The sequence below is a fragment of the Flavonifractor sp. genome (assembly GCF_019422385.1).
Lineage (GTDB): Bacteria > Bacillota > Clostridia > Oscillospirales > Oscillospiraceae > Flavonifractor > Flavonifractor avistercoris.
In genome coordinates, this window is sequence record NZ_JAHZDL010000001.1 from 1 (window position 1) to 20,115 (window position 20,115).

The window sequence follows — 20,115 nt, forward strand, 5'->3', positions numbered from 1 at the left end:
TGATGCTCCGCCTGCGCACCACCCGGGGAATCGAGGAGTGGGAGTACCGCCGGGAGTTCTTCATGAACTTCGACCCCATCGAGCAGAAGCTGGAGGAGTATGAGCGCCAGGGCTGGGCGGAGCGCCACGACCGCCGCTGGAACCTGACGCCCAGGGGCTTCCTGGTGTCCAACCAGCTCATCGGCGAGCTGCTGGCCATCCAGGAGGAGGCCACACTGGAAAAGACCCTGCCCCGGCTGAAGCAGGGGCGGCCGGAGGCCGACGCGGCCCGGTAGAAGAGGGCCTCCTCCTGCCGCGCCGCGTGGCGCGGCAGGTCGAAAAAGCGTCAAAGCCGCTTTTTCGAAATGGGGTGCGCACAGGGCAGGCCTCGATTTCTGACGAAATAGTCGGCCTGCCCTGTGCGAGAGGTGCCATTTCCGCCGCGCATGTCGCCGGAAATGACGGGGTTTGATTTTATTTCCACGCCCGCGGGCGTGGAAACTCTGCGAGGCCGGTAAATTTTGCACGTCCATCAGGCGACGCGGCCCGGTGAGCAGGCTGCTGTTGCAGAAATGTAAGATTTTCCTGTCCCCCCGCTTGTTTACAAGCGGGGGGATTTGTGTTAACATAACTTCCATAGCGATCCATCTATCCACAGACATAGGAGGACTTTCATGAAGCAATTCCTGCGGCGGGGCACGGCTCTGGGGCTGGCGCTTGCCATGACCGTCACCGCAGCCTCGGCATCCCAGGCCCTGGGCTGGGACCTACATACCGGAACGGCACCCATCTCGGTAGGTACCACCCTGACCACCAACTATTTCTGGAGCGACACCTACTCCGATCTGCGTACCGAGCACTATGTGGAGTATGTGCCCAGCGCTGATGTGACCCCAACTGTGGCCTACGGCGCCAAGGTTACCGACCGGGTAACCCTTACCGGCATGGCCCAGCAGCTGGAGAGCCAGGGCAAGCGGGTGGTCTCTGGCCTTAACGGGGACTGGTATGTCCTCTCCACCGGCTCGCCGGTGGGCATCATCATCACCGATGGCGTAGTACGGGCTGCCGGCTACTACAGCAGCAATTGGGCCATCGGCTTTTATGAGGACGGTACCGCCTTCATTGCCCAGAATGGGCTGTCCATGTCGGTGACTCTGGGCGGCGCTACTCTCAACCTCAGCGGCGGCATCAACAAGGTGCGCAAGATGACCAGCAGTGACGGCAGCGGCGGTCTGACCCTGCTGACCTCGGACTTTGCTGACACGACCAAGAACAGCGAGGCGGGGGTGGACGTGATCCTCGCTCCGGTGGAGGATGAGAGCGGCACCTACTCCGCCGAGCCCCGCGTGGGCCGACAGACCCAGTACGTGGTGGAGCAGGTGCTGGAGTCCACCGGCAGCATCGCCATTCCTGAGGGCAAGGCGGTGCTTACCCTCAACGCCAAGGACGACGCGGCCACTCTGGACAAGCTGCGGGCCCTGGTGCCCGGCGACACGGTGACCCTGTCCATCACCAGCACCGACGCCCGGTGGAGTGAGGTAGACCAAGCCCTGGGCGGCATCGCCAAGCTGGTGACCAACGGGCAGGTGGCCTCCGGCCTGGATGCCTCCCGCACTGCCTGGCCCGCCATCGGCATCAAGGCCGACGGCACCCTGGTGTTCTACGCCCTGGACGGCAAGCAGCCGGGCCTCAGCGTGGGGGCCACCCAGACCCAGGTGGCTCAGCGCCTCATTGAGCTGGGGTGTGTGGAGGCCATCTGCATGGACGGCGGCGGCTCCACCACCATCGGCGTTACCTACCCGGACGGCAGCAGCATGGAGGTGGTCAACAGCCCCTCCGACGGCAGCCAGCGGGCCAACTCCACCGCCATCTTCCTGACCACCGAGCTCCAGCCCACCGGCGAACTGGACTCCTACTACGTGACCCCCACCGATAACCTGCTGCTCTCCGGCGCTGCGGTGCAGCTGTCCGCCTCCGGTCTGGACACCCACTACTATCCGACCAGCGGATATGAGGTGGAGTGGGAGGTCACCGAGGGCGGCGGCACGGTGGACGAAAATGGCCTGTTCACCGCCGGGACGGAGAGCGGCACCTCTCAGGTGACCGCTGACGACGGCTATGCCTCGGGTACGGTCTCCATCACTACCGTCAGCACCCCGGACAGCATCACCCTGTCCGATGAATCCACCGGCGCGGCGGTGACTGCCCTGAACCTGGATCCCGGGGAGCAGGTAGATTTGAAGGCTCTGGCCTCTTACCGCGGCCTGGATCTCCCCGCTCAGGACACCTGCTTTACCTGGACGGCGGATCCGACGGTGGGCACCGTGGACGAGTACGGCGTGTTTACCGCTGGGGAGAAGAGCGCCAGCGGTACCCTCACGGTCTCTGCCGGTGGGAAGGCCCTGACCATCTCTGTCAGTGTGGCCGGCCATGTCAACACTCTGGAGGATCTGGAGGGCGGCATGGACACCTTCACAGCCACGGACACCGCTGTCCCCGCCGTGGAGACGGGGCTGGAATACGTCCACAATGGCCGCCAGAGCCTGAAGGTGACCTACGACGCCTCTGCCGGCTCCGCCAGCCTGGGTACTGCCCTGGCCATCCCCGCCGGTGAGAGCTGGCTGGGCATGTGGGTGTACGGCGACGGCTCGGGCAACACCCTCATGGCCACTGTCACCGACAGCCAGCTTCAGACCAGCCAAATCCTGCTTACCGCCCTGAACTTCACAGGCTGGAAGTATGTCAGCGCAGAGCTGCCTGAGGGCACTGCCTATCTCAACAGCCTGGATGTCGTCTATGGAGGCACCGCTGTCAGTGGCACCCTCTGGCTGGATCAGCTTATTACCGCCAACGAGAACGTCAGCGACACCACCGCCCCCACCGTGTCCCTGTCCGTCAGCGGCACCCAGCTCACGGCCCGGGTGTCGGACAATGTGGACCGCACCATTCCCCAGGAGAGCGTGTCTCTGACCTATGACGGAGCGGCGCTGTCCTTCACCTGGAATGAGAGCACCGGCACACTGAGCGCCGCTCTGCCCGCCGCCGACACCGGCTATCACCGGGCTACGGTGACGGTCTCTGATGCCAGCGGCAACCTGGGTCGGGCCTCGGCCGACATCCAGCCCGTCTCCGCCCGTACCAGCCCCTTTGCCGATATGACGGGTCACTGGGCAGAGGCCTATGCCACCTATCTCTATGACACCGGCGTGTCCGTGGGTGTGGGGGAGGACACCCTCCTCTACCAACCGGACAAGAGCATCACCCGGGCGGAGTTCTTCACTATGGTGGCCCGGTGGATGGATCTGAATCTCACCCAGTACGCCGGGGTGGAGCTGCCCTTTGTGGACGCGGCCTCCATCCCCGACTGGGCCCTGGACGCGGTGAAGGCCGTGTACAGCCTGGGCATCCTCCAGGGCGCCGGGGTGGAGGGCGGCCTGGCCGCCAATGCCTCGGCCACCATCAGCCGGGCCGAGGCCATGACCATCCTGGGCCGCACCCAGGCCAGGGGCTACGCACAGCCGGAGCTCACCACCGACGACGCCGGCCAGGTGGGCGACTGGGCCCTGCCCTATGTCCAGAGCCTGGTAGGCCAGGGCGTGGTGACGCCCACCGATAACAAGCTGAGGCCCACCGACGCCCTCACCCGGGGCGAGCTGGCCCAGCTGCTCTACGCCATTCTGTAAAAGCAACAAAAAGACCGGAGGGCCGCCCGCATATGCGGACGGCCCTCCGGTTTTCTGCTGGTGCGGCTCAGCGGTAAAATTCTTTGCCCTCCGCCGCCAGCCGCTCCCGCCAGATGTCCCGCAGCAGCTCCAGCTCCTCCTGGAACTGCCGGTCGGTCTGGTCGGGCTTCTTCTCCAGGGTCTCCAGCTGGGTGAAGGTAAAGGCCACCCCGCCGTGGGCCCGCCAGTCCGCCGCCATGGCGGGGTGGAGGGGCATGTCGGTGCTGACGGCGAACTGGAAGCGGTTGCGCTGCCCCGCCGGGTTGGGGGAGGCCAGGAGCAGGGTTCTGCCGCTGACGGTGTCGGTGACGGCACACACGGCGCCGGTGATGGGCCGCTCCCGATAGGCGGCCAGCAGCTCCTTCTGGTGTTCCGTCCTAGCCATGGCAGCCAAGCTCCCCCAGGATCCGGGAGAGCACCCGCATCCGCTCCCCCAGCAGCTCCCCGTCCCGGGCCAGGGCGTCCCGGAAGAGCTGAAGATCCTCGTCGATGTGGTCGTTGCCGGTGCACACCTCCACGGTCATGGCGTCCCCCTGGAGGCCGATGCGGTCTACCTGGGGGTGCTCCGGGTCGTAGCCCCTGGGGAAGCGGTAGGCCTCCTCCTGGAAGTAGAGCTGGGCCCGGCAGATGAGTATGGCCAGATCCAGCACCCGGTGGAGGGGCAGCTCCTCCGACTGGCGAGACCACTTCTCCCCGGTGTACCGCCAGACCTTGGCGGAGATGTCTACCCTGCCCCGGTCGTTCCACTGGGCCAGGCCCAGGGAAAGGCCCTGGGCGTCGGAGCCGCCGGCGGTGCGGCCGTCAATGCGGCCGTAGTCCTCCGCGGCCAGGACGGGCTTGTGCTTGAGTGTGGTGGGGATCTGCACGGAGATCCCTCCTTTCCAATTAGTAAATTAGTAATTTAGTAAATGAGTAGCGGGCCTGTAGAGAATACCACGAATGTTTTCCCCTGTCAAGGGGCATGCTGAGAGGGAAAGGAAGGATACGCGCCATGGATATGACCAACCAGGAGTATAGCCGCTATGTGGAGCAGAAGGCCAAGCCTTCGCCCATCTGGAAGAATCTGACCTGGGCCTTCTGCACCGGCGGGCTGATCTGCACCGGGGGGCAGGCCCTGCTCAACCTGTACCGGGGCTGCGGCCTCAGCGAGGGGGATGCCGGCACCGCCGTGTCGGTGACCATCATCTTTCTGGCCGCCCTCTTCACCGGCCTGGGCTGGTTCGACAGGCTGGCCAAGCACGCCGGGGCGGGCACCCTGGTGCCCATCACCGGCTTTGCCAACGCCGTGGTCGCCCCGGCGCTGGAGTTCCGGAGCGAGGGCCTGGTCATGGGGGTGGGGGCCAGGATGTTCGCCATCGCCGGGCCGGTGCTGGCCTACGGCATCAGCGCCGCCGTCCTCTACGGCCTGGTGCTCTGCCTGTTTTTCCCCGGCTGAGGGCGAAAAAACTTGAATAATTTCACCAAAAAGCCCTTGACAAAACCGGCCGTTGGTAGTATGATCTAGACAGAAAAAGAAAGAGGTGAGCCCAATGGGCTGAGAAGCTCAATCTTTTCCGAACTACCGCATTTGGTGAGACAGAAATTGTGGTATTCCAGCCTGCACTTGTTCCCAACCAGCTCAATGAAGTGAGATGCACAACAGGAAAACCTCTCAAGCGAAGTTCGCCCAAGACGGAAACCAAGTGCCAATGTGTTGCAGGAGACAGTGAGCCCTAGGAAGACCGTGCTGTTCAGCCAGATGTTGTAGAATCTATAGAAAGTAGAGGTAACCATAGTGGTAGAACCCCAGGTCGAAAAGTAGCCCCCCGGTCACGTTGGATGGCCGGGGGGTTGTGCTATATTTTCGGAGAAGTGGCAGGGCCACTTCTCCGAAAGAAGATACAGGATGAAACGGCCTCGTTTTCTTGCGAAAAAGTCGGCCATTTCATCCTGCGATGTGCCATTTCCGACGCGCATGTCGACGGAAATGGCTGATTTTATTTTTTTCGCGCCTGCGGGCGCGAACTCTGCGAGGCTTTTGGGGCGTGTGCGGCCGGCAAAACTCTGCGAGGCTTTCGGGCCGCGGTTACCTGGTCAATATTTTCCTGTGATACCCCCGCTGGCCGCAGCGGGGGCATTTCATCTTCCGGCTTCTCCCAATGTGGGGGGAGAATACCACCGCCCGCATGGTGGGGACATACCTGGCGTGGCAGTGGGGGCACTCGTAGTACCCCGCGTCGTGCTCCAGCTTGACCGCCACCGCGATTCCAACCGTAATGATTGCCAGCCCGGCCGCGATCAGGGCCAGCCGCCACCAGAAGTACACGACAGCGAAGCTGGCGGCGAAGATCATCACCAGGGCGACCGCCGTGGAGAGAAGGCCGATCACGACCTCCAGCCAGAGCAGCCGCTTGTTGTTGAGGGCCTCCTGCTTCTGGAGCTCCAGCAGCTTCTCCTCCGCTTTTGTCTGATAGTCCTCCATGCTGATGCGTTCCCCGGTCAGAAGCTCGTTGACGGTGATGTGCAGCAGCCCGCACAGGGGCAGCATGAGGGAGGGGTCGGGCATGCTTTTGCCCCGCTCCCATTTGGAGACGGCCCGGTCCGTGATGCCCAGCTGTTCTCCCAGGGCGGCCTGGGTAAGGCCGGCCTGTTTCCGGCACTCCGTGATAAAGGCGCCGATTTTCTCCTGATCCATGGGGAGACCTCCTTTCTGCCCCAACCATAGCAGCAGCCCGGTGAAATGTACACATACCGTTGGTTGAGTCGGGGAGAAATGGGCGGAAAACCCGCCTCTACAGCAGGCCCAGGCCGTTGATGTCCAGCTTGAAGGTGAGGCCCAGGAACTCGGCGGCCCTGCGGCAGAGGAGCATCCGCTCCAGGAAGATCTCAAAGTAGTCCATGACGGCGCAGAACTCGGTGTTGATGGACAGGGAGAGGGTGATGGTGCGCTGCTCCGGATCCAGGGTCAGGTCGGAGCGCTCGGCGGCGTAGTTCACCCGGTCGTGGATGTCGAAGCTCTGGTGCTCCTTGTTGCGCACCCGGCTGCGGCGCACGTCGGTCTTGTCCGCCAGGATCAGCGCGGCGGCGGTGGGGTTCACCGGAAAGGCGGTGGGGTCGTCGTGGTGGCCGATGGCGGTGATGACGGCGGCCACGTCCGCGGGCTCCATCCCCATCTTGTCCAGGATGCGGAAGGCCATGACCGCCCCGGTCTGGGCGTGGTCGTGGCGGTTGACCACGTTGCCGATGTCGTGCATGAAGCCGGCGATCCGGGCCAGCTCCTGGTCGTGCTCCCCGTAGCCCAGCTTGGCCAGGATGCGGGCGGCGTACTCGGCGCAGCGGGTCACGTGGGCGAAGCTGTGCTCGGTAAAGCCCCGGGCCACCAGGGACTGGTCGGCCTGGGTGATGTAGGTGCGGATCTCCTCGGACTGGCGCACCTGCTCGTAGGTGATGTTCATGGCGGAGTCTCATCTCCCGTCTCGTTTGTGTCGTACAGGTATATTATATCCGGCGGTGCGCAAAAGGCAAGGAAAAGCGGCGCAGGGCCGGAATACAGCCCGCCGGAGCCGGAATGTTACATTTCGTTGCTTGCGGCAACGGGGATTTTCCCTTACAATGGGGGTCGCAGGAAAGGAGGCTGATGCCTGTGCTGCAGGAAAACATCAAAACGCTCCGGAAGGCAAAGGGGCTCTCCCAGGAGGAGCTTGCCGTCAAGCTCCACGTGGTGCGGCAGACCATCTCCAAGTGGGAGAAGGGCCTGTCGGTGCCCGATTCCGACATGCTGCTCGCCCTGTCGGAGGCGCTGGAGGCCCCCGTCAGCACGCTGCTGGGTGAGGCCGTCCCGGAGCAGGAGACGGATGAGCTGAAGGCCATCTCTGAAAAACTGGAGGTCATCAACCTGCGGTTTGCCCGGCAGAAGGCCGCGCGGCGCAGGGTAATCCGCTGCCTGCTGCTGGCTCTGTGCGCGGCCACCGTGCTCCTGTTCGCGGGGCTGCTGGGATGGGGCAGTCCCTACCTGGACTGGGACTACAGCGATCCCGAGCGGGCCGTGGTGGGGGTGGCCCTCCACGCCTTCGAGTGGCTATTTGTCCGGGCGGCGCCGATCATTCTGACGGGGTCGCTCCTGGGCCTCTTCCTGACACGGAGGCGGGCATAGCGTCCCAATCGGCACCGTTCGACCTCTTTCGCGCCCTCCCCGGCCTATACTGGCCGGGGAGGGCGATGTTATGCGGAGCTTTTTCCGGCGGCTGGCGGCCTGTGCCGCCCTGTTCTGCGCCAATCCCCGGGCTTTCCTCCGGGGGCTGGCCGACCCGGACAGCCCGGTGCGGCGGCTGCTCCGGCGGCCCAAGTGAAGTGAGAAGTGACAGGAAGGCGGCGCGCACAGGATTGTGCGCGCCGCCGGAGACTGTCGATAAACCCTCCAGCCAAAGGATTCGGAGGGAAGGATAGTGTGAAAGGGAACCGTCAGGGTTCCCTTTCGCGTTGGATCAAACAACTTTTTGAAACTTTTTTGAAGTTTCAAAAAGTTCAGCAGCCTGTCGAAAAGACTTTTTCGACAGGCTGCGGCAGCGCGCACAGTATTGTGCGCGCCGCCGCATGTTGAGAGGTTACCGGTCGTAGGTCAGCCACTTCTCGCCGTCATCCGTCTTTTGGTAGGTGTGGGACACCGCCGCCTCCCGGATCTCGTCGTAGGCCCAGTGATCCTTGGGCACATCGGTAAAAGGGAGGGAGGCGGGCCGCTCCCCGGCCCGGCGGTCCAGGGCGTGGTTGAGGATCTTCACCGCCTCCGCCCGGCCCACCGGCGCGTCGGGGCGGAAGGTGCCGTCGGGATAGCCGGACACCCAGCCCTGCTGGGCGGCGAAGGAGATCACATCGGAGGCCCAGTAGCCCGCCGCCACGTCGGGGAAGGAGGCCGTGCCGCCGGTCACCTCAAAATAGGCGGCGATCAGCTTCACCAGCTCCGCTCGGCTCACCGGCTGCTCCGGCCGGAAGGTGCCGTCGAGGTAGCCGCTGGCGATGCCGTATTTCTGGGCAAAGGCCACGTAGGGGGCGTACCAGTCCCCCCGGCTCACGTCGGAGAAGCCGCCGGTGCCCGCCGCGCCGGTGTAGAGGGGGTTCCCGTCCCCATCCACGGACAGGCGGGCCAGCATGGCCACCGCCTCCGCCCGGCTCAGGGAGGCCTCCGGACGGAACAGGCCGTTATTGCCCTGGATGTAGGCCTCGTGATCGGCGGTGTTGAGATGGGCCGGTTCGGCGGGCTCCTCCGGCTCCGCCGTGCCGTACCACTGGCGGTAGAGGCCGCCCAGGGCCTGGCTGTCCGCCAGGAACTGATAGCGGAAGTGGACCTCCCCCGCCACCTGGGGCAGGGTGTCGTTCAGCTCCAGCTGGGCCTGGATGGCGTCCGTGCCGTACCAGGGGCTCTTGGGGTCGGCGTTGTCCGCCAGGTAGTCCGCCATGCCGATGTACAGGCGTACCCCGGTGCCCTTCACCGTGTCCGCCCACCAGCGGGCCACCGTGGCGTAGTCCATGCTCCTGTGGCCGATGTACCAGTAGATCTGGGGGCAGATGTAGTCGATCCACCCCTCCTTCACCCACTTGCGGCTGTCGGCGTAGGAGGCGTAGTAGCTCTCATACCCGCCGGTGGTGTTGGAGCCCTGGGGCAGGCTGCTCCGGTCCGCCCACACGCCGGAGGGGCTGATGCCGTAGGACAGGTTGGGGTCGATGGCGTGGAGCCGCTCCCCCAGCTCCTCCACCAGCTGGTTCACGTTGTCCCGCCGCCAGTCCCCCAGGTCGGAGAACCCGGCGCCGTATTGGGCGTAAGTATCCGCGTCGTCAAAGCCGCTGCCGGGGTAGAAGTAGTCGTCCAGGTGGACGCCGTCGATGTCGTAGCTGCGGGCCAGCTCCTCCGCGCCCTGGATGATGTACGCCCGCACCTCGGGCAGGCCGGGGTTGAAGTAGAACTCCCCCTCGTACTCCACCACCCAGTCCGGGTGGAGCCTGGCCGGGTGGTCGGCGGTGAGGGAATCAAACTCCGTCTGGCCGCCCTTGGTGATGCGGAAGGGGTTGATCCAGGCGTGGAGCTCCAGCCCCAGGGCGTGGGCCCGCTCCACCCAGTATTCCAGCGGATCAAAGCCGTTCCGGGGGGCGGTGCCCTGGGTGCCGGTGAGATAGCGGCTCCAGGGGTAGTAATCCGAGGGGTACAGGGCGTCGGCGGAGGGCCGCACCTGGAGGATCACCGCGTTCATGCCCAGCTCCACGCACTCCTGAAGGATGGCGTCGGCGTCCCGCTTCAGTACCGCCGGGTCGGTGGTGGCCTGGCTGGGGTAGTCCAGCCGGTACACCGTGGCCACCCACACCGCCCGGAACTCCTCGTCGGCGGAGACGGGGGCCGCCTGGGGGGCGGCGGGGGAGTAAGAGGCCGCCGAGGCGGCAGGCTTGGCCAGCAGGGCCCCGCCGGACAGGGCCAGGGTGCAGACCAGAAGCACGGCCAGAATGGGTTTCCAGAATTTTGTCATGAGGTCGCTCCTTTGTGAGTCAGTGTGTATGCGGTATCGGAAAGCGGGCGGCGGCCATATTGTCGGCCCCGCACATGCGGGCGCACACACAGGTGCGCCCCTACATCGTCGGCCAAAGCTACGGATCGTTCGCTTCCGCGTAAACGCGAAAGCTCATTCCCTCCGCTGGGCCTCCTTCTCCCCACGACGACCACTTCGTTGGGTCGCCGTGGGGGCCCCAACTTCCGTGACCGGCTCGGTATTTCGGAGGCGTGGCACCGACGGCGGCCCGGCGGGCCAGACCGGTACAGCGCGGCGGCTTTCAAGGTTTGCGGGGCAATCCCGATGCGTGCCGCCCAAGGCGCGGCAGCGCCTGTCACGAAACCGCCGGGAAAACGGGCGTCGATGCGCGCCCGGTTTCTGCCCTGTCTGTACAGCGCGCCGCCGCCATGAGCCCCCGTTTTGGGGGGCTGGGGGTGGAACCCCCGCCCCTTCTTTTCCCCCATTTCTTCGGGAAGAAATGGGGGCGCCGTCGTCGGCCCAAGCTGCGGATCGTTCGCTTCCGGGCAGGCCCGAAAGCTCATTCCCTCCGCTGGGCCTCCTCTCCCCACGACGACCACTCCGTTGGGTCGCCGCGGGGGCCCCATTGGGCGCGCCCCGCGAGGGGGCAACCTCTATGGGCGGGCGACCACAGGTCGCTCCTACGGACGGCGCGCCGAGTCGTCGCGCCCCACGGGGCCAGCGGTTGCGGGGGCAAACGGGCGGATGATATCCGCCCCTACAGAGTGGGGCAGTTACCTGCCCGCCGGGCAGGCGCGCCCCGCGAGGGGGCGCCCCGGTGCGGGAATGGGGGGAACCCCTCATCCGGCCCTGCAGGCCGCCTTCCCCCCGGGGGGGGGGGTAACGTGCGGCGGGGGCAAGCCCCCGCCCTACTGGTTGGCGATGCGCTCGGCCAGGTCGTTGAGGTACACCCAGCGATCCATCTTCTGCTCCAGGGCGGCCTCCAGCTCGGCCTGCTTCTCCTGGAGGGCCTGGAGGGCCACATAGTCGGTGGCCTGGGCGGCCTGATCCGCCTGCACCTGGGCCAGCTGGGCCTCCAGGGCGGCGATGTCGGCGTCGATGGTCTCGTACTCCCGCTGCTCGTTGTAGCTGAATTTCAGCTTCTTGGGGCCGGCGGGGCGGTCGGCCTTCTTCTCCGGGGCGGCGGGCCTGGGGGCCCTCTCCGCCTCCTCCGCCCGGCGGGCCTCCAGATACTCGGTGTAGCCGCCGGGGTAGCCCTTCACCGTGCCATCCCCCTCCACGGCGAACACCCGGCGGGCCACCCGGTCCAGGAAGTACCGGTCGTGGGAGACGGTGACCACCGCGCCGGGGAAGGAGTCCAGGTAGTCCTCCAGGGCGGCCAGAGTCTGGAGATCCAGGTCGTTGGTGGGCTCGTCCAGCAGGAGGACGTTGGGGGCGGCGGCCAGCACAGAGAGCAGGTAGAGCCGCCGCTTCTCCCCGCCGGAGAGCTTGCTGATGGGGCTCCACTGGGCCTCCGGGGGGAAGAGGAACTGCTCCAGCAGCTGGGAGGCGGTGAGCATCCCCTCCGGCGTTTCGATGCGGTTGCCGATGGCCTTCACATAGTCGATCACCCGGGTATCCCCGTCCATGTCCGGCACCTCCTGGCGGAAGTAGCCGACGCGCACCGTCTCGCCCACCTCGATCTCCCCGCCGTCGGGGATGAGATCCCCGGCGATCAGGTTGAGCAGAGTGGACTTGCCGCTGCCGTTGGCCCCCACGATGCCGATGCGGTCGTCCCGCAGGAGCATGCAGTCAAAGTCCCGGAGCACCGTGCGGCCGTCAAAGGCCTTGGTCACGCGGCGCAGTTCGATCGTCTTTTTTCCCAGACGGCTGAACCGGGCCGACAGTTCCAAGGTACTTTTTTCCGCCGGGCCGGTCTGGGCCTTCAGGGCCTCGTATCGCTCCAGCCGTTCCCGGCTCTTGGTGCCCCGGGCGGTGGGGCCCTGCATCACCCACTGGTACTCCCGCCGCAGCAGGGCCTGCCGCTTGCGCTCGCTGGCCTTCTCCTGCTCCAGCCGCTCCGCCTTGCGGGAGAGGTATTTGTCGTAGTTGCCCTCGTAGAAGGAGAGACGGCCGTCCTCCACCTCTGCGATGCGGGTGACGATGCGCTCCAGAAAATACCGGTCGTGGGTCACCATGGCCAGAGCCCCCTTCCACTTTTTCAGATAGTCCTCCAGCCACAGGACCATGTCGCTGTCCAGGTGGTTGGTGGGCTCGTCCAGCACCAGCACGTCGCAGGGCCGGGAGAGCACCGCCGCCAGGGCCACCCGGCGGCGCTCCCCGCCGGACAGCTGCCCCACCGGCTGGTCGAAGCGGCTCACCCCCAGGCGGCTGAGGATCATCTTCCCCTCGTACTCCGCCAGGGCCCGGTCGTCCCCGGACAGGCCCAGCACCACCTGCTCCAGCACGGTATGTTCCCCGGGAAATACCGGGTTCTGGGGCAGGTACTCCAGCCGCACGTTGGGGTCCAGCCGCACCGTGCCCCCGTCGGGCTCCTCCGCGCCGGAGAGCAGGCGCAGCAGGGTGGATTTCCCCGCCCCGTTGAGGCCCACCACCCCCACCTTGTCCCCCCGCTCCAGATAGAGGGAGGCCCCGTCCAGCAGCACCCGGGTGCCGTAGCTCTTGCTCAGTTGTTCCGCCGAAAGCAGCATGGTCATTCCTCGCTTTCCAGTGATCAGACACCAGTATACCGGAATACGGGGAAAAAGGGAAGTCCTCTGCGAAATTTATGTCAACCTTTTTGGCCGCATTTCTTGACGACCCCGGGGGAATACGGTAGAATGGAGGTATCTTACGCCGAGGAGTTCTGCCATGAGACGCGTCCTGTCCTTCCTGTTCCTGCTCTGCCTGCTCACCGGGCTGGCCGCCGCCCGGGCCGCCGGGCCTGCCGGCACCCTGTCCGTCCGCTTCTATGATGAGTCTGCCGGCTGCTACGGAGCACTGACCGACACCGACCGGGTCAACCTGACCCTGGACGGCACGGCCCTGTACCCCCTGGATGTACCCGCCCTGGTGCAGTATCCGGCGGGGCAGAACGGTCGTACCCTGGTGCCCGTCCGGCTCATCGCCGAGAGTCTGGGGGCCTCGGTCACCTGGGTGCCGGACACCCGGCAGGTGATTCTCCAGAAGGGGGAGAGCACCATCGTCCTCACCCTGGGCTCCGCCATCGCCCTGGTCAACGGCCAGGAGATCCTTCTGCCCGACGGCGTCCCCGCCGGGGTGGTGAAGTGGGAGGGGAAGGAGAGCACCATGGTCCCCCTGCGCTTCGTCTCCGAGCGCCTGGGGGCCGCAGTGACCTGGGACAACGCCACCTTCACCGCCGCCGTCGCCTCCCCGGCGGTGGAGCCGGAACCGGAGCCCTCGCCGGAGGAGCCGGAGGAGACCACCCCCGCTGAGCCGGTGGAGCCCGCCGAGGGGGACCGGGGCTATGTGACGGCGGTGAGCTTTGACGCGGAGAGCCAGGTGCTCACCCTGGCCACCGACCACACTCCCGAGTACCGGGTGGTGGATCTGGGGAGCCGGGTGGCCATCGATCTGCTTGGGGCGGTGCTCCAGACCCCGGCGGAGGGGGAGGTGTCCCTGACCGTGGACAGTGAGGTGCTCGACCGCGTGCGCTACTCCCAGCACGGGGATGACCTGGGCTACGGCGTGCCTCACACCCTGCGGGTGGTGCTGGATCTCCAAAGCGGCACCAGCTACACCCGCAACCTGACCGTGGAGGCGGGCGGCTGCGGGGTGCGGATCACCGCCGTCCCCTCCCAGAGCATCGACGAGCTGCCCGAGATCGACCCGGACAAATACACCGTGGTGCTGGACGCGGGCCACGACGGCACCACCCTGGGGGCGGTGTACCCCGACTCTACCGGCACCCAGATCTATGAGAAGGATCTCACCCTGACCATGGTGAAGAAGCTGGAGGCCATCCTGCTGGCGCAGGGGTACAACGTGGTGCTCACCCGGGACGGGGAGACGGCCGGTGACCTGTATGAGCGATCCGAGCTGGCCAACGCGGTGGAGGCCGATGTGTTCGTCAGCATCCACTGCAATTCCGCCCCCACGGTGCCCACCTTCCAGGGGCTGTACACCTACTACCACCCCTCCAGCAACCGGAGCAAGCTCTTCGCCCAGGCGGTGCAGGACGCTGCCTGCGCCGCCAGCGGGGCCATCGACCGGGGCATTGCCTCCGCCGACTTCGTGGTGCTGCGGGAGACCAATATGGCCGCCGTGCTGGTGGAGACCGGATTTATGACCAACGTGGAGGAGCTGGAGCGCCTGTGCGACGAGGACTACCAGCAGAGCCTGATGGAGGGGGTGGCCCAGGGCGTGGCCGACTATCTGCGCCTGGCGGAGGCCCAGGCGGCGGAAAAGGCTACCGGCGAGACGGCCCAGCCCACGGCGTCCTCCGGCGTGGAGGAGGCCGCATGAGGGCGGACGGGCGGGGCGGCCTGCCCCTGGACATCGCCTTCGCCCCCATGGAGGGGCTCACCGGCGCCGTGTACCGGCAGGCCCATTGCCGGGTGTTCGTCGGCGCAGACCGCTACTTCATCCCCTTTATCACCCCTACCCAGGATCACCGCTTCACCAAACGGGAGCTGCGGGAGATCCTGCCCGAGCACAACCGGGGCCTCACCGCCGTGCCCCAGCTGCTGGTGCGGAAGGCGGAGGACTTCCTGTGGGCGGCGGGGGAGCTGGCCGCCATGGGCTGGCCGGAGGTCAACCTGAACCTGGGCTGCCCCTCGGGCACGGTGGTGGCCAAGGGGAAAGGCTCCGGCTTCCTGGGCCTGCCGGAGGAGCTGGAGCGGTTCCTGGACGCGGTCTTTGAAAAGCCGCCCTGCGCCATCTCTATCAAGACCCGGCTGGGTGTAAAGGAGCCGGAGGAGTTCGGCCCCCTGCTGGCGCTGTTCCGGCGCTATCCCCTGGCCGAGCTCACCGTCCACCCCCGGGTGCAGAAGGACATGTACAAAAACACCCCCCGGAGGGATTACTTTGCCGCCGCCCTGGTGGACAGCCCCTTCCCTGTGCGGTACAACGGGGATCTCTATACCCTGGGGGAGGTGGAACAGTTCCAGAGGGAGTTCCCGGCGGCGGGCCGGGTCATGCTGGGCCGTGGCCTGGCGGGGGATCCCGCCTTGGCCCGGAAGGCCAGGGGCGGCCCGGCGGCCACCCGGGACGAGCTGCGGGCCTTCCACGATCTGGTGTACGAGGACTACACCCGCATATTCGGCAGCCGCCGCAACGCCATGCTGCGGATGAAAGAGGTGTGGTTCTACCTGATCCACCTGTTCGGGGACAACGCCAAACACGCCAGGGCCATCAAAAAGGCCAGAGACACCGGGGAGTACGAGAGCGCGGTGGCGGCGGTGTTCCGGGAGCTGCCCCTGCTGCCCGATCTCCGGGCGGGGTGGTGAGGCCATGGGCTGGTGGGTCTATATGCTCCGGTGCGGGGACGGCACCCTCTACACCGGCACGGCCGTTGACGTGAACCGCCGGGCGGCGGCCCACGCCGGCGGGAAGGGTGCCAAGTACACCCGGGGCCGGGGGCCCATTGCGGTGGTCTACCGGGAGGAATGCCCCGACAAGGGCACGGCCCTCCGGCGGGAGGCCGCCATCAAAAAACTAAAGCGGCCGGACAAGCTGAACTTGATTGCGGCATATGCGGAAAGGCGGAGGAACATGAAGAAAGCGGCGTTTATTGGGACCGGCAACATGGGCGCGCCCCTGGTGGGGGCGGCGTGCAAGGCCCTGGGGGCGGAGCAGGTGGTAATCACCAACCGGACGAGGGCCAAGGCGGAGGCCCTGGCGGAGCGCCTGGGCTGCGCCGTGGCGGAGGACAACCGCTCTGCCGCCGCCCAGGCGGAGGTGGTGTTCCTCTGCGTCAAGCCCCAGATGCTCCGAGGGGTGGCCGAGGAGCTGGCTCCCGTCCTGGGGGCGGGCCAGACGGTGGTGTCCATCGCCGCCGGCCTCACCCTGGAGACCATCCGGGGCTGGCTGGCCGGGGCGGAGGAGCCTCCCGCCCTGGTGCGGATCATGCCCAACACCCCCGCCGCCATCGGCAGGGGCATGCTGGCCCTGTCGGCGGAGGCGGGCACGCCGGAGGCGCGCATCCGGGCGGTGGAGGCCATGCTGGCCCCGGCGGGCCTGGTGGAGCGCATCGCCGAGGGGCAGATGGACGCCTTCTCGGCGGTGGCCGGCTGCGGCCCCGCCTTCGTCTACCCCTTCATCGAGGCCCTGGCCGACGGCGGGGTCATGGTGGGCCTGCCCCGGGGGCAGGCTATGACCTACGCCGCCCAGATGGTGCTGGGGGCGGCTGCCATGGTGCTGGAGAGCGGCAAGCACCCCGGACAGCTCAAGGACGAGGTGTGCTCCCCCGGCGGCTCCACCATCGCCGGGGTGGCCGCCCTGGAGAAAAACGGCTTCCGCTCCGCCGCCATCCAGGCGGTACAGGCGGCCTACGCCAGAAACCAGGAGCTGGGCAAGGTATAGGGGCCTCGCGGGGGCCCTCCCGTGCCCCATTGATCCCGGTAGGGCGGGGGCTTGCCCCCGCCGCTGATCAACCGAAAGAAGGGGGAACAACCATGCAGACACTTCGGGGCCGCTTCGCCCCCAGCCCCAGCGGCCGGATGCACCTGGGCAATCTGTTTTCCGCCCTGCTGGCGTGGCTGTCGGTGCGCCGCGCCGGCGGCGTGATGGTGCTGCGGATGGAGGACTTGGATCCCGACCGCTGCCGCCCCGAGTACGCCCGGCAGCTGGCCGACGATCTGCGCTGGCTGGGCCTGGACTGGGACGAGGGCTGGCAGAAGGGGGGACCCCACGGCCCCTACCTCCAGAGTGAGCGGACGGAGCGGTACGCCGCCGCCTTCCGGGCCCTGGAGGAACAGGGCCTGCTCTACCCCTGCTACTGCACCCGGGCGGAGCGGCTGGCGGCCAGCGCCCCCCACCGCGCCGACGGGCAGGTTATCTACTCCGGGAAGTGCCGCTATCTGACGGGGGAGGAGCGGGCGGAGCTTGCCCGCACCCGCCGCCCGGCCTGGCGGATCATGGTGCCCGACCGGGAGGTGTCCTTCACCGACGGCCTCCAGGGACCCTATGGGGAAAACCTGCTCCGGGACTGCGGGGACTTCATCCTCCGCCGCTCCGACGGGGTGTACGCCTATCAGCTGGCGGTGGTGTGCGACGACGGGGACATGGGGGTCACCCAGGTGGTGCGGGGGCGGGATCTGCTGGACTCCACCCCCCGGCAGCTCTGGCTCTATGAGCGCCTGGGCCTGACGCCGCCGGCGTTCTGTCACGTGCCCCTGCTGTGCGCCCCCGACGGCCGGCGGCTGTCCAAGCGGGAGCACGACCTGGACATGGGGGCCCTGCGCCGGCGGTACACGCCGGAACAGCTTGTCGGCCTGCTGGCCTTCTGGGCCGGGCAGATGGATCGGCCGGAGCCGGCGGCGGCGGCGGAGCTGGCCCCCTGTTTTGACTGGGGAAAGGTGCCCCGGGAGGACATCACCGTGGGGGAGCTGCCTAGTGTCGAAAAAGCGGCAAAGCCGCTTTTTCGAGAAAGACCACATGGTGGAAGAGGTTCGTTTTCTTGCGAAAAAGTCACCCCTTCCACCATGAGAAGTGTCATTTCCGACGCACACCCCCCAGGGGGCCCTCTCTTGCCCCTTCGGGACAATTCACCTTGTGTCGCCGGAAATGACGGATTTTGATTTGATTCCTGCGGCTGTGGCCGCAGAAACTCTGCGAGGCTCTCCTTCGCGGGAGGTTTTTCGACAGCCTGGGCGGGCCGGGGAGTGTTCCCCGGCCCGCCTTCTGATTGAGGGGCAGGCGCTATTTGACGCACCGCGTGGCGATAAAAGAGGGAATATTGTGCCGGTGCAGATTGCCCTGGCCGTTGGTGTCCTCATACAGATCGGTCAGGCGGAAGCCGGCCTGCAACTGCCCGCCGCCGCTGGCCAGCCCCAGCACCCGCTTCCCGGCCAGCTCCCCGAACCATGCGTGGGGCACCGGCTTCGTGGGGGTCAGATAGACCTCCCACCGGCCATGCAGCGCATCCTGATAGGCCTGGTGGGAGATGGGCTGACCCCACTCCCAGCCCTCCCGGCACCAGCCGTCGATCACGTCGGCGTTTATCTCCTGATAGCCCATGACAATCCTCCTCCTGATGATGGCGTTTCCGTGCGCAAGCGGGGCGCCGGGGCTCAGCCCGGCGTGACCACCCACTTGAGGCAGTGCCCCTCGTGGGCCTCGAACACCCGGTAGCCCTCCAGAATCTCCGACAGCGGCCCCCGGTGGGTGATGAGGAAGCCGGTGTGCAGCTTCCCCCGGGCCAGCAGGTCCACCAGCTCCGGCCCACGGGCGGCGTCCACCCCGCCGGTCTTGAAGGTCAGATTCTTGCCGTACATGGCGGGGAGGGGGAGCACCTGATCCTCCTCGTACATGGCCACCAGGGCCACAATGCCGTTGGGCCGGGCCAGACGCCACGCGGCCTGGAAGGTGTCTTTCCCGCCGGCGCACTCGATCACCCCGTCTGCCCCCCGGCCGTCGGTGAGGGCCGCCACCCGCTCTGCCAGGGCGGGGTCGTCCGGGGCGAAGGCGGCCTCCGCCAGGCCCTGCTCCAGGGCCAGCTGCCGCCGCCAGGGGTCTGGCTCCACCCCGATCACGTGGGCGGCCCCCAGCAGGGCGGCGCACTGGGCCGCGCACAGCCCCACCGGCCCCAGACCCAGCACCACCGCCGTGTCCCCGGGCTGGAACTGGCACAGCTCCGCCCCCCAGTACCCGCTGGCCAGGATGTCCCCCACAAAGAGGGCGTCCTCGTCGCTGAGCCCGTCCGGAATGGGGGTCAGACCGGTGTCGGCAAAGGGCACCCGCACAAGCTCCGCCTGACAGCCGTCGATGCGGCAGCCCAGCTCCCAGCCCCCGTGGACGCAGTTGTTCACATACCCCCGGCGGCAGAACCAGCAGTCCCCGCAGAAGGTCTCACAGCAGGCGGCCACCCGGTCGCCGGGCTGGAGGTTGGCGATACCGCTCCCCACGGCCACCACCACCCCCACGAATTCGTGGCCCAGCACCACACCGGGCTTGGCCCGGGGCACCGCGCCGTTTCGTATGTGCAGATCACTGGTGCAGATGGTGGAGCGGGTCACCCGCACAATGGCGTCCCGGGGCTCTTTCAGCTCCGGGACGGGCCGCCGCTCCAGGGACAGCACCCCGTTTCCCTTCCACACCAGGGCGTTCATAGTGTTCATCCTCTGTCACTCCTTTTCCAATGCAAAGACAACGGCCTCAAACGCGGAGCCCTGGGGCGGGGGCTCGCTCCCGTCGGGGCGGGCCAGCCCCAGCGTGTCGTAGTATTCGTCGGTGTAGCGCAGTTTGCCGCCGTCAAAGGACGCCTGGATTTCTTTTACATAGGCAAAGGGGTCCTCCATGGGGATGAGGTGAAAGGCGGCGGCGATGCGCTCCAGCACCGCCCGCCCCTCCGCCGTGACGGTGTTTTCCGGGGCGCGGAGCCAGGCGTCGTACTGCTCCCGCGTCCAGTCTCCCATCTGCTCCAGCGCGGTGGTGGAGCCGCAGGCCAGAAGCAGCCGCAAAAAGTCCCGGAAGCTGTGGGCCAGTGGGCGGACGTACTGGTCCCCGGCGGGCATGGGGTTGACGGCGAACACCATGTCTCCATAGCCGCGGATGCGGCCAAAGTGGATGCCGTCGCACCCCTCCCAGCCCAGCACCGTCATGCCCTTGGGCGTACAGAAATAGCCCCCCTGGGCGGGGCCGGGGCACAGGCCGACGGGGGAGCAGTCCAGCCCCAGGGCCTGAAATTGTTTCAGCAGCGTCAAGACCAAGCCTCCTTTCCCCCAGTGTAGCACATCCCCCGCCTTGCGTCCACGCGTAAAAGG

16 protein-coding genes and 2 pseudogenes are annotated in these 20,115 nt (G+C 66.9%); 9 read left to right on the forward strand and 9 right to left on the reverse strand.

The features are described 5' to 3' along the window. Both QZ378_RS00005 and QZ378_RS00010 read left to right on the forward strand, forming a co-directional pair. Positions 1–275 (forward strand): annotated as a pseudogene (locus QZ378_RS00005) (coproporphyrinogen III oxidase); the annotation flags it as partial. Positions 276–653: 378 nt separating this feature from the next. Continuing rightward, positions 654–3,662, forward strand: a complete 3,009-nt coding sequence (locus tag QZ378_RS00010) for a phosphodiester glycosidase family protein (RefSeq protein WP_291256878.1) — start codon at positions 654–656, stop codon at positions 3,660–3,662. 67 nt (positions 3,663–3,729) lie between these two features. Here the strand turns inward: QZ378_RS00010 and QZ378_RS00015 are convergent, their stop codons facing one another. Continuing rightward, positions 3,730–4,086, reverse strand: coding sequence for a GIY-YIG nuclease family protein (locus tag QZ378_RS00015; protein ID WP_291256879.1), 357 nt, complete (start codon positions 4,084–4,086; stop codon positions 3,730–3,732). Then, complete coding sequence (locus tag QZ378_RS00020) at positions 4,079–4,567, reverse strand: DUF6530 family protein (protein WP_087239601.1); 489 nt, start codon at positions 4,565–4,567, stop codon at positions 4,079–4,081. The genes QZ378_RS00015 and QZ378_RS00020 overlap by 8 nt, the downstream gene beginning before the upstream one ends. A gap of 125 nt (positions 4,568–4,692) precedes the next feature. Here QZ378_RS00020 and spoVAC point away from each other — a divergent pair, with 125 nt between their 5' ends. Continuing rightward, positions 4,693–5,136 carry a stage V sporulation protein AC gene (spoVAC, locus tag QZ378_RS00025; RefSeq protein ID WP_087239599.1) on the forward strand — a complete coding sequence of 148 codons (444 nt, stop codon included), beginning with the start codon at positions 4,693–4,695 and terminating at the stop codon, positions 5,134–5,136. A gap of 630 nt (positions 5,137–5,766) precedes the next feature. Here spoVAC and QZ378_RS00030 read toward each other — a convergent pair. Further along, positions 5,767–6,375: a helix-turn-helix domain-containing protein gene (locus QZ378_RS00030; protein WP_291256880.1), complete on the reverse strand. Its 609-nt coding sequence runs from the start codon at positions 6,373–6,375 to the stop codon at positions 5,767–5,769. Positions 6,376–6,472: 97 nt separating this feature from the next. Next, positions 6,473–7,135, reverse strand: coding sequence for an HD domain-containing protein (locus QZ378_RS00035; protein WP_291256881.1), 663 nt, complete (start codon positions 7,133–7,135; stop codon positions 6,473–6,475). 188 nt (positions 7,136–7,323) lie between these two features. On the opposite strand from QZ378_RS00035, the gene QZ378_RS00040 reads away from it, so the two are divergent. Beyond that, a complete protein-coding gene (locus tag QZ378_RS00040; RefSeq protein WP_291256882.1) occupies positions 7,324–7,833 on the forward strand; it encodes a helix-turn-helix transcriptional regulator in 510 nt (169 codons plus the stop codon). A gap of 70 nt (positions 7,834–7,903) precedes the next feature. Continuing rightward, positions 7,904–8,029: a hypothetical protein gene (locus QZ378_RS00045; protein ID WP_255397015.1), complete on the forward strand. Its 126-nt coding sequence runs from the start codon at positions 7,904–7,906 to the stop codon at positions 8,027–8,029. 255 nt (positions 8,030–8,284) lie between these two features. Here QZ378_RS00045 and QZ378_RS00050 read toward each other — a convergent pair whose 3' ends face one another. Beyond that, on the reverse strand, positions 8,285–10,192 hold the full coding sequence (locus QZ378_RS00050) for a family 10 glycosylhydrolase (protein WP_291256883.1): 1,908 nt from the start codon (positions 10,190–10,192) through the stop codon (positions 8,285–8,287). Between the two features lie 908 nt (positions 10,193–11,100). Next, entirely contained in the window at positions 11,101–12,882 is a 1,782-nt protein-coding gene (locus tag QZ378_RS00055) for an ABC-F family ATP-binding cassette domain-containing protein (protein WP_291256935.1), read from the reverse strand. A 160-nt stretch (positions 12,883–13,042) separates the two neighbouring features. Between QZ378_RS00055 and QZ378_RS00060 the strand changes: the two genes are divergently transcribed. From QZ378_RS00060 to gluQRS, 4 genes and pseudogenes are all read left to right on the forward strand, one after another. Beyond that, positions 13,043–14,656: an N-acetylmuramoyl-L-alanine amidase gene (locus QZ378_RS00060; RefSeq protein ID WP_291256884.1), complete on the forward strand. Its 1,614-nt coding sequence runs from the start codon at positions 13,043–13,045 to the stop codon at positions 14,654–14,656. Then, the gene (locus QZ378_RS00065) at positions 14,653–15,639 is read left to right on the forward strand and encodes a tRNA-dihydrouridine synthase family protein (protein WP_291256885.1); all 987 of its coding nucleotides are present in this window, start codon (positions 14,653–14,655) and stop codon (positions 15,637–15,639) included. Before QZ378_RS00060 ends, QZ378_RS00065 begins: the two co-directional genes overlap by 4 nt. A gap of 4 nt (positions 15,640–15,643) precedes the next feature. Beyond that, positions 15,644–16,714 (forward strand): pyrroline-5-carboxylate reductase, encoded by a 1,071-nt coding sequence (gene proC, locus QZ378_RS00070; protein WP_291256886.1) that lies wholly within the window; start codon positions 15,644–15,646, stop codon positions 16,712–16,714. Between the two features lie 92 nt (positions 16,715–16,806). Then, positions 16,807–17,739 (forward strand): annotated as a pseudogene (gluQRS, locus tag QZ378_RS00075) (tRNA glutamyl-Q(34) synthetase GluQRS); the annotation flags it as partial. 313 nt (positions 17,740–18,052) lie between these two features. Here the strand turns inward: gluQRS and QZ378_RS00080 are convergent. Genes QZ378_RS00080 through QZ378_RS00090 form a run of 3 tightly spaced genes read right to left on the reverse strand, consistent with a single transcriptional unit; the run spans position 18,053 to position 20,055 of the window. Further along, positions 18,053–18,370, reverse strand: coding sequence for a hypothetical protein (locus tag QZ378_RS00080; RefSeq protein ID WP_191379068.1), 318 nt, complete (start codon positions 18,368–18,370; stop codon positions 18,053–18,055). Between the two features lie 53 nt (positions 18,371–18,423). After that, complete coding sequence (locus QZ378_RS00085; protein WP_291256887.1) at positions 18,424–19,470, reverse strand: alcohol dehydrogenase; 1,047 nt, start codon at positions 19,468–19,470, stop codon at positions 18,424–18,426. Positions 19,471–19,476: 6 nt separating this feature from the next. After that, positions 19,477–20,055: a hypothetical protein gene (locus QZ378_RS00090; protein WP_291256888.1), complete on the reverse strand. Its 579-nt coding sequence runs from the start codon at positions 20,053–20,055 to the stop codon at positions 19,477–19,479. Positions 20,056–20,115 lie beyond the last annotated feature (60 nt).

Coding starts and splice junctions, on each gene's coding strand:
- QZ378_RS00055 (WP_291256935.1), bottom strand. CDS start 12,882: ATGCTGCTTTCGGCGGAACAACTGAGCAAGAGCTACGGCACCCGGGTG.
- QZ378_RS00050 (WP_291256883.1), bottom strand. CDS start 10,192: ATGACAAAATTCTGGAAACCCATTCTGGCCGTGCTTCTGGTCTGCACC.
- QZ378_RS00065 (WP_291256885.1), top strand. CDS start 14,653: ATGAGGGCGGACGGGCGGGGCGGCCTGCCCCTGGACATCGCCTTCGCC.
- proC (WP_291256886.1), top strand. CDS start 15,644: ATGGGCTGGTGGGTCTATATGCTCCGGTGCGGGGACGGCACCCTCTAC.
- QZ378_RS00045 (WP_255397015.1), top strand. CDS start 7,904: ATGCGGAGCTTTTTCCGGCGGCTGGCGGCCTGTGCCGCCCTGTTCTGC.
- QZ378_RS00035 (WP_291256881.1), bottom strand. CDS start 7,135: ATGAACATCACCTACGAGCAGGTGCGCCAGTCCGAGGAGATCCGCACC.
- QZ378_RS00015 (WP_291256879.1), bottom strand. CDS start 4,086: ATGGCTAGGACGGAACACCAGAAGGAGCTGCTGGCCGCCTATCGGGAG.
- QZ378_RS00030 (WP_291256880.1), bottom strand. CDS start 6,375: ATGGATCAGGAGAAAATCGGCGCCTTTATCACGGAGTGCCGGAAACAG.
- QZ378_RS00080 (WP_191379068.1), bottom strand. CDS start 18,370: ATGGGCTATCAGGAGATAAACGCCGACGTGATCGACGGCTGGTGCCGG.
- spoVAC (WP_087239599.1), top strand. CDS start 4,693: ATGGATATGACCAACCAGGAGTATAGCCGCTATGTGGAGCAGAAGGCC.
- QZ378_RS00010 (WP_291256878.1), top strand. CDS start 654: ATGAAGCAATTCCTGCGGCGGGGCACGGCTCTGGGGCTGGCGCTTGCC.
- QZ378_RS00060 (WP_291256884.1), top strand. CDS start 13,043: ATGAGACGCGTCCTGTCCTTCCTGTTCCTGCTCTGCCTGCTCACCGGG.
- QZ378_RS00085 (WP_291256887.1), bottom strand. CDS start 19,470: ATGAACACTATGAACGCCCTGGTGTGGAAGGGAAACGGGGTGCTGTCC.